This window comes from Comamonas sp. CMM02 (genome assembly GCF_014851485.1).
GTDB lineage: Bacteria > Pseudomonadota > Gammaproteobacteria > Burkholderiales > Burkholderiaceae_C > Comamonas > Comamonas avium.
The window spans coordinates 463,275-476,608 of the sequence record NZ_JACUZW010000002.1; the positions used below are offsets into that span (position 1 = coordinate 463,275).

Annotated in this window: 11 protein-coding genes; 5 read left to right on the forward strand and 6 right to left on the reverse strand. The window is 54.9% G+C overall.

The genetic code is table 11. The annotated features are described in order from the left end of the window. The first annotated feature begins 44 nt into the window (after nucleotides 1-44). Entirely contained in the window at nucleotides 45-929 is an 885-nt protein-coding gene (locus IB213_RS07310; protein ID WP_191722999.1) for a branched-chain amino acid ABC transporter permease, read from the forward strand. A 15-nt stretch (nucleotides 930-944) separates the two neighbouring features. Continuing rightward, the gene (locus IB213_RS07315; RefSeq protein WP_191722998.1) at nucleotides 945-1,943 is read left to right on the forward strand and encodes a branched-chain amino acid ABC transporter permease; all 999 of its coding nucleotides are present in this window, start codon (nucleotides 945-947) and stop codon (nucleotides 1,941-1,943) included. A 106-nt stretch (nucleotides 1,944-2,049) separates the two neighbouring features. Here the strand turns inward: IB213_RS07315 and IB213_RS07320 are convergent, their stop codons facing one another. The 3 genes from IB213_RS07320 to IB213_RS07330 form a co-directional block, all read right to left on the reverse strand. Further along, nucleotides 2,050-2,970 carry an amino acid ABC transporter substrate-binding protein gene (locus IB213_RS07320; protein WP_225214075.1) on the reverse strand — a complete coding sequence of 307 codons (921 nt, stop codon included), beginning with the start codon at nucleotides 2,968-2,970 and terminating at the stop codon, nucleotides 2,050-2,052. Nucleotides 2,971-3,093: 123 nt separating this feature from the next. Further along, nucleotides 3,094-3,867, reverse strand: a complete 774-nt coding sequence (locus tag IB213_RS07325) for a tRNA-uridine aminocarboxypropyltransferase (RefSeq protein ID WP_192405846.1) — start codon at nucleotides 3,865-3,867, stop codon at nucleotides 3,094-3,096. Between the two features lie 254 nt (nucleotides 3,868-4,121). Next, nucleotides 4,122-4,733 carry a trans-aconitate 2-methyltransferase gene (locus IB213_RS07330; protein ID WP_191722995.1) on the reverse strand — a complete coding sequence of 204 codons (612 nt, stop codon included), beginning with the start codon at nucleotides 4,731-4,733 and terminating at the stop codon, nucleotides 4,122-4,124. A 647-nt stretch (nucleotides 4,734-5,380) separates the two neighbouring features. Here IB213_RS07330 and IB213_RS07335 point away from each other — a divergent pair. Further along, nucleotides 5,381-6,361, forward strand: a complete 981-nt coding sequence (locus IB213_RS07335) for a tripartite tricarboxylate transporter substrate binding protein (RefSeq protein WP_192405847.1) — start codon at nucleotides 5,381-5,383, stop codon at nucleotides 6,359-6,361. 303 nt (nucleotides 6,362-6,664) lie between these two features. Here the strand turns inward: IB213_RS07335 and IB213_RS07340 are convergent, their stop codons facing one another. The 3 genes from IB213_RS07340 to IB213_RS07350 form a co-directional block, all read right to left on the reverse strand. Further along, on the reverse strand, nucleotides 6,665-7,474 hold the full coding sequence (locus IB213_RS07340) for an MHYT domain-containing protein (RefSeq protein ID WP_192405848.1): 810 nt from the start codon (nucleotides 7,472-7,474) through the stop codon (nucleotides 6,665-6,667). A gap of 522 nt (nucleotides 7,475-7,996) precedes the next feature. Further along, nucleotides 7,997-8,383: a VOC family protein gene (locus IB213_RS07345; protein WP_191722992.1), complete on the reverse strand. Its 387-nt coding sequence runs from the start codon at nucleotides 8,381-8,383 to the stop codon at nucleotides 7,997-7,999. Nucleotides 8,384-8,827: 444 nt separating this feature from the next. Continuing rightward, entirely contained in the window at nucleotides 8,828-9,232 is a 405-nt protein-coding gene (locus IB213_RS07350; protein ID WP_192405849.1) for a VOC family protein, read from the reverse strand. A 960-nt stretch (nucleotides 9,233-10,192) separates the two neighbouring features. On the opposite strand from IB213_RS07350, the gene IB213_RS07355 reads away from it, so the two are divergent. Together IB213_RS07355 and IB213_RS07360 are read left to right on the forward strand one after the other, a co-directional pair. After that, nucleotides 10,193-12,394, forward strand: a complete 2,202-nt coding sequence (locus IB213_RS07355; protein WP_192405850.1) for an autotransporter domain-containing protein — start codon at nucleotides 10,193-10,195, stop codon at nucleotides 12,392-12,394. Nucleotides 12,395-12,554: 160 nt separating this feature from the next. After that, complete coding sequence (locus tag IB213_RS07360) at nucleotides 12,555-12,713, forward strand: hypothetical protein (protein ID WP_192405851.1); 159 nt, start codon at nucleotides 12,555-12,557, stop codon at nucleotides 12,711-12,713. Nucleotides 12,714-13,334: the final 621 nt, after the last annotated feature.

Sequence of the window (13,334 nt, forward strand, 5' to 3'; positions counted from 1 at the left end):
CACATCTACCAGGGCACACCTGTCCAATCACTAGCGTCTCTCTCATGGAAATCTTCGGTGTCTCATTGCCGGGCCTGCTCAGCCAGCTATTGCTGGGGCTGGTCAATGGCTCGTTTTATGCAATATTGAGCCTTGGGCTGGCCGTCATCTTTGGCTTGCTCAACGTCATCAACTTTGCGCATGGCGCACTGTTCATGCTGGGGGCCATGGTCACCTGGATGGGCTTGAGCTATTTGGGTATCAACTACTGGGCCATGCTGATATTGGCTCCGCTCGTTGTGGGGGCATTTGGGGTTTTGATTGAGCGGTTCTTGCTGCGCTGGATCTACAAACTCGATCACCTCTACGGCCTGTTGCTCACGCTTGGGTTGTCGCTGCTGATTGAAGGTGTGTTTCGCTCGATCTACGGTGTTTCGGGCCTTGGGTATGACACCCCCGAGCTGCTGGAGGGGGCGACCAACCTTGGTTTCATGATCCTGCCCAACTACCGTGCATGGGTTGTAGTGGCATCGCTGGTGGTGTGTTTTGCCACCTGGTACGTGATTGAGAAAACCCGTCTGGGAGCCTACCTGCGCGCAGGCACCGAGAACCCGCGTCTGGTTGAAGCCTTTGGTATCAACGTGCCTCTGATGGTCACCCTGACGTACGCGTTTGGCGTGGCGCTGGCCGCTTTTGCTGGCGTGCTGGCAGCGCCGGTGTACCAGGTGACACCGCTCATGGGGCAGAACCTGATCATCGTGGTGTTTGCTGTGGTGGTCATTGGCGGCATGGGCTCCATCATGGGCTCCATCCTCACGGGCCTTGGTCTGGGTGTGATTGAAGGCCTGACCAAGGTGTTCTACCCCGAAGCTTCGTCCACCGTGGTGTTTGTCATCATGGTCATCGTTCTCCTGATTCGCCCCGCCGGCTTGTTCGGCAAAGAGAAATAAGAAGGGGCACACACCATGACTTCCAAGAAACTTGCATTCTTTGGCTACGGCTTGTTGCTGCTGGCTCTGATTTTCGCCCCCTTCTTTGGCGCTTATCCTGTGTTCGTCATGAAGCTCATGTGCTTTGCACTGTTTGCTTCAGCCTTCAATTTGCTGCTGGGCTACACCGGGCTGCTCTCTTTTGGCCATGCTGCCTTTCTGGGTGGTGCGGCCTACATGGCGGGCCATGCCATCAAGGTGTGGAGCTTTACGCCAGAGCTGGGCATGCTGCTGGGCACCTTGGGTGGTGCAGCCCTGGGCTTGCTCGCAGGCTGGCTGGCCATTCGCCGCCAGGGCATTTACTTCTCCATGATCACGCTGGCACTGGCGCAAATGCTGTTCTTTGTGGCGCTGCAGGCTCCGTTTACCGGTGGTGAAGATGGTTTGCAGGGCGTGCCGCGTGGCAAGCTGTTTGGCGTGATTGATTTGAGCAGCGACCTGACCATGTATTACGTGGCGCTCGTCATCTGCGTGCTGGGCTTTCTGGTCATCGTGCGCACCGTGCACTCGCCATTTGGTCAGGTGCTCAAGGCCATCAAAGAGAACGAGCCACGTGCTATCTCTTTGGGCTATGACGTGAACCGTTTCAAGCTGCTGGTGTTTGTGTTGTCTGCCGCCATCACAGGCTTGGCCGGTTCGCTCAAAACCGTGGTTCTGGGCTTTGCCACGCTCTCTGATGTGCACTGGACATCGTCAGGTCACGTAGTGTTGATGACCTTGATGGGCGGCATGGGCACCTTGTCGGGTCCTATCGTGGGTTCTGCCATTGTGGTGGCGCTGGAAAACAAGATTGGCGACTTTGGCAGCTTCCTGTCCAAGCTCACTGGCGTGGAGTGGTTCAGCACGCTGGGCGAGTCTGTGACCATCGTCACCGGCTTTATCTTTGTCGTCTGTGTGCTGGCATTCCGCCGTGGTGTGATGGGAGAAATCATTGCCTGGCTGGCGCGTCGAAGAGGCAGTGGCAAGTCGCTGTAAGGCTGCGCAATAAGCAACAAAAAACCGCCTTGCAGGCGGTTTTTTGTTGGGGCACTGTGAGCCTGCAATGCGGGCACTGCGGGCCACTGCGTTGCAAGAGACTGGCTTATCGCACGCTGTCAAATTGCTCCACCGGCACATCATTGGGCTGAGCCAGCATCTTCTTGAGCGTAATGCCCATCGGCAAATTCAAGTTCATGTTCTTGGGGGCAATCGGCTGCGTAAACCACTTGGCGTACAGGCGCTCTATCTCTCCGTTGGCAATCAACTGGCGGATCACATCGTCCACGGCCTGCTTGATTGCCGGGTCGCTCTTGCTAAATTGAATGGCAATCGGCTCTGCGCCAATGACTTCACCCGCAATTTTGTAGTCTTGCGGGTTTTTGCTTTGCGCAATCACACCGGCCAGCATGTTGTCGTCCAGCACAAAAGCGTCCACGCGGCCAGACTCAAGCAGCAAGAAGGCTTCAAAGTGGTCCTTGGCCATCAAAGTCTGAAACTGAATGCCGTTGTCCGCCGCATAACGGCGCAAAATCTGTACGGCCGTGGTGCCGGTAATCGCTGCCACCTTTTTGCCATCCAGTTGCTTGAAACTGCTGATGGGGTTGCTCTTGGCCACAGCCATGCGCACTTCGCTGACATAAGTGGTGAGTCCAAACGCTACCTGATCCTGGCGCTTGAGACTGTTGGTCATGCTGGCGCAATTGAAGTCTGCCGTGCCGTTGTGGATCAAGGGCATGGTGTTCTGCGCCGTCAGCACCATATATTTCAGCTTGGCCTTGGGCGCAATGGCATGCACCACTTTTTCGCACAACTCCGTGTGATAGCCCACAAACTTTTCATTGGCCCCCAGCGCATATGACATGGGCGCTGCGCTTTCACGAACCCCCAGCACTACGGTGCCACCGGCTTGCCAGCGCTGCAGCGTGGGGGAGTCAGGCGTGGCAGCCACGGCCGTTAAAGCAGACGCAAAAAAGGCGGCAGAAACAGCCACCGATGTCAGGGAGAACTTCGCAACAGACTTCATGGGGGTTCGCATTCACATGGGCCGCCATGCACATCCAGCAGCCGTTGCTGCAAATTGTCCCACTGGCTTAAGACATCCCGGTGTTATGCAAATTATGGTCACGGGCATGCCTGCCCGCTGTATTCACGATGGCTGCTGTGCTGCGCGAAAAGCGGTGTGTGCCACGCTGTTGGTATCTGGCAGCAACTGATTTTTGGCCTGCAGATAGTGGTGGGTGTACACCTCAAGGTAGTGCTCCAGCACATGGCCTGCGTGCATATCCTGCGGATGCTGCGTCAGCTCCAGGCACAGTGCAGCCACTTCGCTGGTGCAAAAGTGGTCTTCGCGTTTGGAGCGTCGCAGGCGGTAGCGCGAAATCTGTTCAGGCTTGAGGCTCAGCACCGGAAGACCGTCCAGATATGGGCTTTTGCGGAACATCTTGCGGGCCTCGGACCATGTGCCGTCCAGCAAGATAAACAAAGGGCGTCGAGCGTAGCCCGCAGACGCCGCAGAGGCTGCAGGCAGTGCGTGCATCACGCGCTCTGGGGGCTGCACAAATTCTCCGGGAAAGACCACATATGGCTGCCATTGCGGGTCTTGCAGCAAAGCCATCAACTCTTCGCTGACTTCGGTGCGGCTCCAGCCAAAGGCAAAGGTGCTGCGCACAACGTCGGCAATCAGCCAGCCTGTGTTGCTGGGCTTCATGGGCTCGGCATCGTGCATCAGCAGGCACATGCCTGCGTGGGTGTTCAAGTCAGGGCGCAGAGCACAGAGGCAATGGCTGGGGCGCAGGCGGCAGCCGTCACAGCGCTCACCTTTGGGGCCGCCACGGGCCAAGAATGGCCGTGTGCTGAGCGCAAGGCGTGCGGCACGCAAACGCGCAACAGCATGAGGAAAGAGTGGGGGTAAAGCAGACATGGGCAAGCGATGGATTGTCGCTGCTTACCCACAGGGGTGCAGACCAAAGTGCTTGCCCTGCTTGGAGCTGATGCATTGCTGCTTTGCCTCAAACGCCAGTCAGCGGCTTGCTGGGTGGGGGCTGCAGCGTTTAGAGCCGTTCACACCATCGAGCAAATCTTTGATTTGCCTTGAAGGCGATGCGCGAAGCCGCAGGCAGTACAGGCGTGCGACAAGGCCAAGCAGCGACGTATCCAGCGTGGCGTTTGCAGGTCTTAGTGCCCGCCGCCTGCACACTCCAGCTCGAACACGGGCACTGCCGCCTTGCGGCTGAGCCACAGCCCGCCGCCCAGTTCATTGAAGTTCTGCGCCAGCCCCTGGCGGTACAGCGCTGCACGGTGGCGAAAGAGGCGGGGGTCCGTCAGGTCTTCATCGATGATGTCACGCTCATAGTCCTCGCGTGCCACTGCCTCCAGATACAGCGCCCCCCGCGAGAGCTGGCCCAGGTTGTGCAGTGCCAGCTTGAGATCGGCAGGGCTCAGGTAGGGCAGTACGCCTTGGCAAATGACCAGATCGAAGGGTTCGCTGGACTTGTAATTCACCACAGAGCCGCGCTCCCAGCCAAAGCGGCCACACAGGTACTCGCTGAACTCCACTCCCTGGTAGCTGCAGCCGGGGAACTGCTTTTGCACCACATCCTTCCACAGGCCAATGCCACAGCCCACATCCAGTACGCGTGCAACGGGAACCCGCAAATACTTCAAATAGCTGCACACAAAAGTGCCCAGACGCTCAATGTGCTCGGGGTCCACCACGCTGGTCTTTTTGTCAAAGTAAAAGCGCTGGTAGTACGCCTCGTCGAACCATTGGTCGCTTGCTGATTGCACGCATTCTCCTGTGTGCGCCACCTGCTCTACAGGCAGGCGAGGGTTGAAAGACGGCCCAAGTATGGGGCACAGTCTTTTTCGGCATGCAGCAGTGCGGCATAGCACTGCCCACCGGGCGCGGCTGAACATAGCGGGTATATGGGTCGCAAAAATGCTATTTAAAAGATAGCGAATATCGTTTTATTCATGGGCTGTGCGAGCCCATTTCTTTGATTTTTATTTGAATGTGGCGTGAGCAGCTGCGCAATATTTGACTAATTCAGGGGCTTTTGATGAATTTGGTGCATTTTTCCTGCGTGTGGGTTGGCCCTGATGAAGCATGAAATCGTTGTGCGGACAGAGGCTGGTGCAGGTTTTAACTGAATGCAGTATTAATGGCGCATTAATGGTTAACCCTAATCTATTCATGTCAATGCCGCAAGCTGGTAATCCCTAGCTGCTCTTGGACCTCATTGAGCAAGAACGTGCGAGAACGCTTTCTAAAATCGCGCCCAATCACAATGAGAAGCTAAAAATGGGGCAGGGCGGTGATGGGGGGCTTCACCGGGCATGTTTTTCTGCCACCGATGCAATGCCATCAGTCCGATGCCATTTCTCTGCATTTAATTCTCATTGCATTTTGAATAATTCCAGACAAAGCATTCACCATGACTTCGCGCCGCCATTTTCTTGCTGCCTCTGCCGCAGCGCTCAGCGTTTCTCCCTGGATGCTCAACACCAGCCATGCCAAACAAGCGGTTCGTCTTGTCGTGGGCTTTGCAGCTGGGGGTTCTGCCGATTACGTGGCGCGCCAGCTGGCGCAATACCTTGCCGATGAAATTGACCAGCCTGTGCTGGTAGACAACCGCCCCGGCGCAGGCGGGCGCATTGCCGTGGACGCCGTCAAGAACGCCAAACCCGATGGGCTGACCCTGCTGCTCACCCCCGGCTCCATCCTCACCATCTATCCCCATGTGTACGACAAGCTCAGCTACAACCCGCTGACCGATTTGGCCCCCATTGCCTCCTTGTGCGCTTTGCCCTATAGCGTGAATGTTGGCTCTCTGGTGCCAGACAGTGTTCGCTCACTCAAAGAGTTTGGCGCGTGGCTGGTGGCCAATCCGCAGCAAGCCTCCTATGGTTCACCCGGTGCAGGTACTACGCCGCACTTTCTGGGTGCCATGTTTGCTTCAAGAGTGGGTGCTAACTATGTGCATGCGCCTTATAAAGGCGGAGCCTTGGCCCTGCAAGATGTCATGGGTGGGCAGCTTTCATCCAGCTTTAATGTCGTGAGCGAAGCCATCCCCTACGCAGACAGCCCCAAGGTTCGCACACTGGCAGTCAGCAGCGCCAAGCGCATCGCCCAGCTTCCGAATGTGCCCACCTTTGCAGAGCTGGGCATGGGTGACATGACATCACAGGAGTGGTTTGGCTTGCTGGCCCCCAGGGGCACCAAACCGGAAGTGCTGGCTCGCTTGCATACGGCCGCCACCCACAGTTTTTCGGGTGCCAAAGTGCAAAAAGCTTTGGCCGAAATGGCATTCGGCGTCACTCCATCTTCGCGTGATGCATTTGCCCAAATGCTTAAAGCTGATATTGGAAAGTGGGGCCCGGTCGTGAAAAGTACTGGCTTTAAGGCCGAAGGCTGAGCCAGCTTGCATGCCTGGCCTCTGCACAACAGACAGCGCTCTTTAGCATTGAAAGTTAGTACGATTGCTTAATTTTGAGAATTAAGTTATAATTTCGAGGTTGTTTGCGCAAACAATGCTGTATCTCACGCCAGTACGTCGTGCACTTCGACGAAAAAAATTAAAGTGACAGCTGCAGAGACGTTCTGCCGTAACACGGTGATCGCGTAAGAATCGCCGTCCAATTCCAAATAAAAAAGCCCGCTGCTTACGTAGCGGGCTTTTTTGTTGTCTGTGCGTGGCTGCCAGCCTGCATGCGCGGCGCTAAGTCTTGAACTGGCGTGTATACATGCGGTTCAGCGCAACGATAAAGGTAATCACCACAATCAGCATCACCAGCAGCACAGGCAGTTGCGGCACGCTAATGGCGCGGGCGCTGTTCAGTGGCAGCAGCGGTGTGCTGGTGGTGCACACCACATCGGCCGCAGCCATGCCTGTGTAGTGCATGGCGCACACGGCCACACCCATCAACGCCGCCGCAAACAAGCGTGCGTAGTTGGATGAAGCGGCAAAAGCCATCCACAAGGCAGCCGTTGCCGCTACAAACGCAATCAGGCACGACAGCGCCACCATGCCCAGATTCCATAAAAAGAACCCATCAAAGTTCATGCTGTACATGCCCAGATAGTGCATGGCGCTCACCCCTAGCCCCAAAATAGCACCGGCTAATACCAGCCGGGTTTTGCTGTGCGGGTTCTCGGCCACAATGCCCAGCCCCCATGTGGCCGCAGCTACGGCGGCCAGCAATGACAGCAAGGTGATGCCGATCGAGTAATCCACCGCAATCGGCATGCGCAAAGCCAGCGTGCCAATGAAGTGCATCGACCACACCCCCAGCCCGCCAAATGCAATGCCCGCCACCAGCAAGGTGGCAAAGTACATCTTGGGGGTGGGCACCGCCGCTAGCTGCGTGCGCTTGCCGGTCAGCTGATCCAGGCGGTGATTGATGTGAGCCTTCTGGTAGGCCAGCAATTTGTACACACAGGCCAAGGCGGTATAGGCCCCCATGAATGCACAAAAGAAAGAGAGCGCCACATAGAAGGGGTTGTAAGCGGTGACTACGATTTCATTCATAAATGCCCACCAAAGGGGTTGCGATTAATGAAATGCCGTGGATGGCGCCAATCCACGCAAGCCTCTCAACGCTGTGACAGTGCCCGGTTGTGCGGGTATTGCACTGGCGAACTGGCACATTTTGCAATCAAAAAAACAAAATGTTCATTTATAAATTGCAAAAACTCAGCAAAGCCATAGCTTCAGATAAATATCTGTGATGGCAGATAGAAATGATATTTCGATAATTTTTAGAAACTGACAGTTTGATTTATAAAAATTCCTGTCGTTTGTTCTGAATGCGCTAAGGAGAAGCCACCCCTGCGGCGCAACCGCTGGCCCATAGGGCATCTGGCGTGCATGCGCAGTGCTTGCTGTGCGCGATACGTCTTAAAGGGTGCCGTGCATATGACATGCCGCTGCCTGCGGTCAAGTGCCCATGGTCAAGGACCTTGAATTGGTTGCTGAGTCAAAAAAGGCCACTGCTGGGCAGTGGCCTGGGGCACAAGCTGCGTGGTGCAGCAGGTGCTTGGGCGCTTTGATTTATTGAGGTTTAGGTGGGCGGTGCATCAGGCACACCTTGTTGCCCGATGGGTCGCGCAGATAAGCCAGATACAGCTTCATGCGCTCATCGCCGCGCCAGCCTGGGGCGTCTTCAATGGCGGTGCCGCCAGCGGCCAGTGCTGCTTCATAGGCTTTCGTCGCTTGCTCGACCGAATCAGCGGAAAAACCCAGCGTAAAGCCGTTGGATACCGTAGCGGGCTCGCCGTTGATGGGCGTGGTCACGCTAAAGGTGCTGCCTGCATGGCGCCAGAAATAGCGGTGGCGGTCTTGCACGCCGGGCTTGCCGCCCACTGCGCCCAGCAGCGCGTTGTAGAACTTCACGGATGCATCAAGGTCATTGGCGCCGAGCATGATGTGGCTGAACATGGTGTCTGTCTCCTTTGGTTTTTTAAAGGCTGCTGCCCGTGCAACATGCTAGTGGCGCAATCGGCGCAGCCGCGTCGCGCAGGTGATGGATGGTTTTATATTTGATAGCAGTCAGCGGTTTCTGTACCTGCGCTGCAGGCTGATTTGTCTATCATCTTTATGCGTAACCACGCCATGCCTGCGCTCAGGGCTCGAGCCAGTTTGTCGCACCGGCGGACGAGTAACTTTGTTGTGCGCGACAACAAAGTCACCAAACAAGCGTGTCTGCCGACGGCTGTCCGGCAAAACGCACTGCGCGGCTTGGCCGTTACGTTCAAACAGTTGCCGCAGCAATGAAGGACTCTGGCGTCCGCTGCGATGGCTGGCTGGTCTGCTCTCAGGTGTACAAGCTCGAGAGCCAAATAGACCTCTGGCATTAATGCAGCAAGCGTTAGCTGCTCTGTTTTATGCAGATTTTGCCCATGCCTCACGGAACATCAGGCACAGCTTGTGGCCTGCCGGGTCACGCACATAGGCCAGATAGCGGTCATTGCCCGGCGCTTTGCGCCAGCCCGGGGCATCTTCCACAGCGACGCCGCCGTGGGCCAGTGCGGCGTCGAGCGCCTGGTGCAACTGCGCAATCGACGTGGCTTTGAACCCCAGCGTAAAGCCGTTGTAGTGGGTGCAAGCCTCGCCATCACGCGGCGTAGCAACCATCAGGCGCGTGCCATCGTGGTCCCATACATAGCGTTCAAAACCATTCACATTCAAGTGAATGCTGGGGGCTGCGCCCAAAACGCCCAGCATGGCGTCATAGAACTGGCGGCTGGCTTGGGGGTTATTGGTGCCAAGGAGAAGGTGGGAGAGCATGGGTACCTTGCTTCTGAAAATTTCTGAAGAGCATTGAGATGCGGCTGATGCTTCGTCAAAGCCCAAATATTTAATTGCTTTGGCTGCTTGCTACCCTGCATTTCAATCCAGATTGCAGCATATCAGATGATTTTTATCTTTTATTGTGAGGGTTTGATGTTATTTAAGCTGCACATTATTCGGTGTTTTATTCTTGTATGGGTTATTCATCTTGTAAATATGAGAGACCGGATTGATTTAAAAATCATGTTTGCTGTTAAAGCATTTATTTGATTTTGCAAACCAAACATTTTTTGGTAAAGTAAATAAAATCAAATGCCGTGCCTCGCGGCGCTTTGAGCTTTTCCCTTTTATTGATCTCGATCCACGAGCTTTAAGCGCCGTGTCGTGCTGCCTCCGGTGGCTAGTGCCGCAAACTGAAGCCGCTAGCTCAGCACCCATGCTGCGAGCCGACAATCTATTGCACAGTGATGGATGCAACCACGTTGCTGAAAAGTGGATATTTTAAAATCCATATTTATTCTCTGCATTCAAGAATAATCTTGCTAGTTATTAAGAAATTTCTTATTTATTAGTTCTTCTCGTTTTTGTAGAATTTTGGCTCGCTGATAAAAGCGAATAGTCAGAACACCCTGATTCAGTAAGACATTGACGATTATTGCGGCGCTCCATGTGCTCCCTGCGCTGCGTGGGCATTGATAGCGTTATGGCATGCATCGCCTTCTGCTGCTGGAGCAGTCATCCTGAATTCATTCAGTGATTTACGCCGTCACCCTGACCCCAGCCGTTGCATAGCAGCCGCTGGGTTTTTTTAGGGCGTTTACCTCAAATTTGATTGATGCCCTGTTGCATCTTTGAATTTTTATCTTTTCTCTCCTGCTAATGGCTGCCGTAGCGGCAATACACATTTGAGAGGGACTTTCATAAATACAGCGCTCATTGAGCGAAGGTTTATTTCTTATGAAAAAACTAAACTTAGCCAACCTGCTTTTACCGCTGCTGGCAGTAACTGCTCATGCACAGGTACATGCCCAGGGGTGGAATGTCATGCAAGATTTTGATGATTTAACAGTCGGCGGCACGGGCACGGAGTGGAGCTATGCCAACGCAGTCAGTGCCGATGGCAGCGTTGTTGCGGGCGGGGCTACCTTTGGTTCTAGTTGGATGCATCACGCCTTTCGCTGGACCATTGACGGTGGCATGCAAGACCTGGGCGATTTAACAGTCGGCGGGACAGGGCAAAGTGTTGTCAATGCGATCAGTGCCGATGGCAGCGTTATTGTGGGCTGGGCGAGCTACTCCCCCATAGTTTCACACGCTTTTCGCTGGACCAGCGCCGGTGGTATGCAGGATCTGGGCGACTTTTACAACGGTATGGGCGGGAGTTTTGCCTCTGGAGTCAGCGCCGATGGCCGTGTTGTGGTGGGGGAGGCGACCTCCAGCTCAGGACGTAAGTACCGCGCGTTTCGCTGGACCAGCGAGGGTGGCATGCAGGACCTGGGCGACTTGACGGCCACTGGCACTGAGTGGAGTACGGCCACTGCGGTCAGTGCTGATGGCAATGTCGTGGTGGGGCGGGCTGCATATGACTCCAGCAGGTATCACGCGTTTCGCTGGACCAGCGAGGGCGGCATGCAGGGCTTGGGTGATTTAACGGCCAGCAATACGGGGAAAAGTCAGGCCAAGGCGATTAGTACAGATGGCAGCGTTCTGGTGGGCTGGGCTAGCTACGGCTCGGGAGCTAAGGACCACGCGTTTCGCTGGACCACTGGCGGTGGCATGCAGGACCTGGGTGACTTGACGGCCAACGGCACGGGAGGGAGTCAGGCCCATGCAGTCAGCGCCGATGGCCGCGTTGTGGTGGGGCGGGCTGACTATGGCTCAGGAGTCAAATACCACGCTTTTCGCTGGACCAGTGATGGTGGCATGCAGGGCCTGGGCGACTTTACATCCCACGGCACGGGCTCCAGTATGGCTTTGGCGGCCAGCGCCGATGGCAGCGCTGTAGTGGGGCGGGCTGACTACGGCGACGGCTCAAAGAATCACGCCTTTCTGTGGACCAGTGACGGCGGCATGCAAGGCCTGGGTGACTTGACGGCCAACGGCACGGGCCGGAGCCAGGCCGATGCGGTCAGTGCCGATGGCCGCACGGTGGTGGGTACTGCGAGCAATGATCAAGGAGTAAATCGTGCCTTTATCTACCGCACAAAAATGCAAGACACGGGTAATTTGCAGTCTTCGCTGCCAAGGCTGGAGGCAGATAAAGAGCTGGCCGCAGCCCGGCAGCAAATGCGCATGGACCATCTGCTGCAAACGCAGTGCGCCACTGGCAAGGCCGGTGTGAGCTGTTTGAAAGTGACTGGCTCCTTTGATACGGTGGGCGCTGATGCAGGCATTGGCCGGCGGCAGCAGACACAGGGGGTGGTGACGCTGGGCTACGGCCTGAGTGAGCAGTGGACCTGGGGCGGCAACCTGCTGCTGGGGCACGCCAGCTTGCGCCATAGCGCGGTGAACCCTGATAGCACCTATGGCCTCAGCGGCTGGCTGGCCTATAGCCAGTCTGGGCAGGCGGGCAACGGCTGGCAGCTGCAAGCTTCGCTGGGATACAGCCAGCAAAAAAACACCATCACACGGGGACAGGCGCTGAGCAACGTTGAGCTGGTAAGCGGCTCTGCAAACTTAGATGCACTGGCTGCCCGCGTGGCGCTGGGCTTTGGCGTGCGCCATGCAAACGGCTGGCTGGTCACGCCAGAAGTGGCCCTGACGCAGCAGCACAGCAAGTTTGCCGCCTATGACGAGGCCAAGGGTGATTTCCGGGCCTCTTATCAAAAAGCCAGCCTCAAGGCCACGGTGCTGGCTTTGGGTGTGACGGCGCAAAAGGCCGTGGGCAGTAAGACACAGCTTCGGCTGGCGGCGGGGCTTGAGCAGGACCTGAGCGTTCAGCGCATGAAGTTTGCTGGCACCTCAGATGTGCCAGGGGCCGAGACATTTAATCTGGAAAGTGCTTTGAAGCGCAAAGCGCTGCGCCCGTACGTCTCTGCCGGATACGTTTACCACCTGGACGCTGCCAGTGCAGTGGCCGTGGACATTGGCGCTGAGCGGGATACGTTTTCCAGCGAGTTCAATATGGGGCTATCGGTGAGCTACAGAAAATTCTTCTAAGAGTGACTTGAAGTGAATCGACCCGCATTTCTTCAAAATTTAAGTTATGACGGATACGCCGATTGACACGGCTGAGCCGGTCATGGCACGCCTAATGCTCTTTGCGGTTAGAGAAAAGAGGTACCTCTTAAGGTTTCAATGAACCATGAGGAAGAAAGCCTTGATTGTTGATGATCATCCGTTGATTTTCGAGGCCATTTGCCAAGCTTTTTTGGCCATTGGCTTTGGGGCCACAGGTGTGACAAACGATGGAATTGATGCATTGCGAATGATTGAATATTTAGTGCCACGGTTCGCCAAATTGGATATCGATCGGTAGAAGCCAAATATTTAACTGTTTAATATTGAAATTTTTAAAAACCTCATTAATTAATGAAATTATTTTTAATGAATAAGAATTAAAGAAAATCAAATAAATATTTGTTTTTTGCATTTAGGAAATTTCTTGCTAGTTATCAAGAAATTTCTTGTTTATTAATTGTTTTCATATTTGTAGAATTTTGGCTCGCTAATAAAAGCGAATTTTCAGAACGCCCTGATTCAGTAAGACATTGAAGACTTTTGCGGCAGCTCCCTGCACTACGTGGGCATTGATGGCGTTATGGCATGCATCTCCTGCTGCTGTTGTTGTTGGAGCAGTCATCTTGAATTCATTCAGTGATTAATGCCGTCACCCTGACCCCAGCCGTTGCATAGCAGCCGCTGGGTTTTTTTAGGGCGTTTACCTCAAATTTGATTGATGCCCTGCTGCATCTTTGAATTTTTATCTTTTCTCTCCTGCTAATGGCTGCCGTAGCGGCAATACATATTTGAGAGAGGTTTTCATAAATACAGCGCTCATTGAGCGAAGGTTTATTTCTTATGAAAAAACTAACTTTATCCAATTTTCTTTTACCGCTGCTTGCAGCAACTGCTCATGCGCAGGTATATGCCGCAGGTT

Bases quoted from the DNA above. Each gene is read 5' to 3' on its own strand.
- IB213_RS07310 (WP_191722999.1), top strand. From the start codon at position 45: ATGGAAATCTTCGGTGTCTCATTGCCGGGCCTGCTCAGCCAGCTATTG.
- IB213_RS07315 (WP_191722998.1), top strand. From the start codon at position 945: ATGACTTCCAAGAAACTTGCATTCTTTGGCTACGGCTTGTTGCTGCTG.
- IB213_RS07320 (WP_225214075.1), bottom strand. From the start codon at position 2,970: ATGAAGTCTGTTGCGAAGTTCTCCCTGACATCGGTGGCTGTTTCTGCC.
- IB213_RS07325 (WP_192405846.1), bottom strand. From the start codon at position 3,867: ATGTCTGCTTTACCCCCACTCTTTCCTCATGCTGTTGCGCGTTTGCGT.
- IB213_RS07335 (WP_192405847.1), top strand. From the start codon at position 5,381: ATGACTTCGCGCCGCCATTTTCTTGCTGCCTCTGCCGCAGCGCTCAGC.
- IB213_RS07340 (WP_192405848.1), bottom strand. From the start codon at position 7,474: ATGAATGAAATCGTAGTCACCGCTTACAACCCCTTCTATGTGGCGCTC.
- IB213_RS07345 (WP_191722992.1), bottom strand. From the start codon at position 8,383: ATGTTCAGCCACATCATGCTCGGCGCCAATGACCTTGATGCATCCGTG.
- IB213_RS07350 (WP_192405849.1), bottom strand. From the start codon at position 9,232: ATGCTCTCCCACCTTCTCCTTGGCACCAATAACCCCCAAGCCAGCCGC.
- IB213_RS07355 (WP_192405850.1), top strand. From the start codon at position 10,193: ATGAAAAAACTAAACTTAGCCAACCTGCTTTTACCGCTGCTGGCAGTA.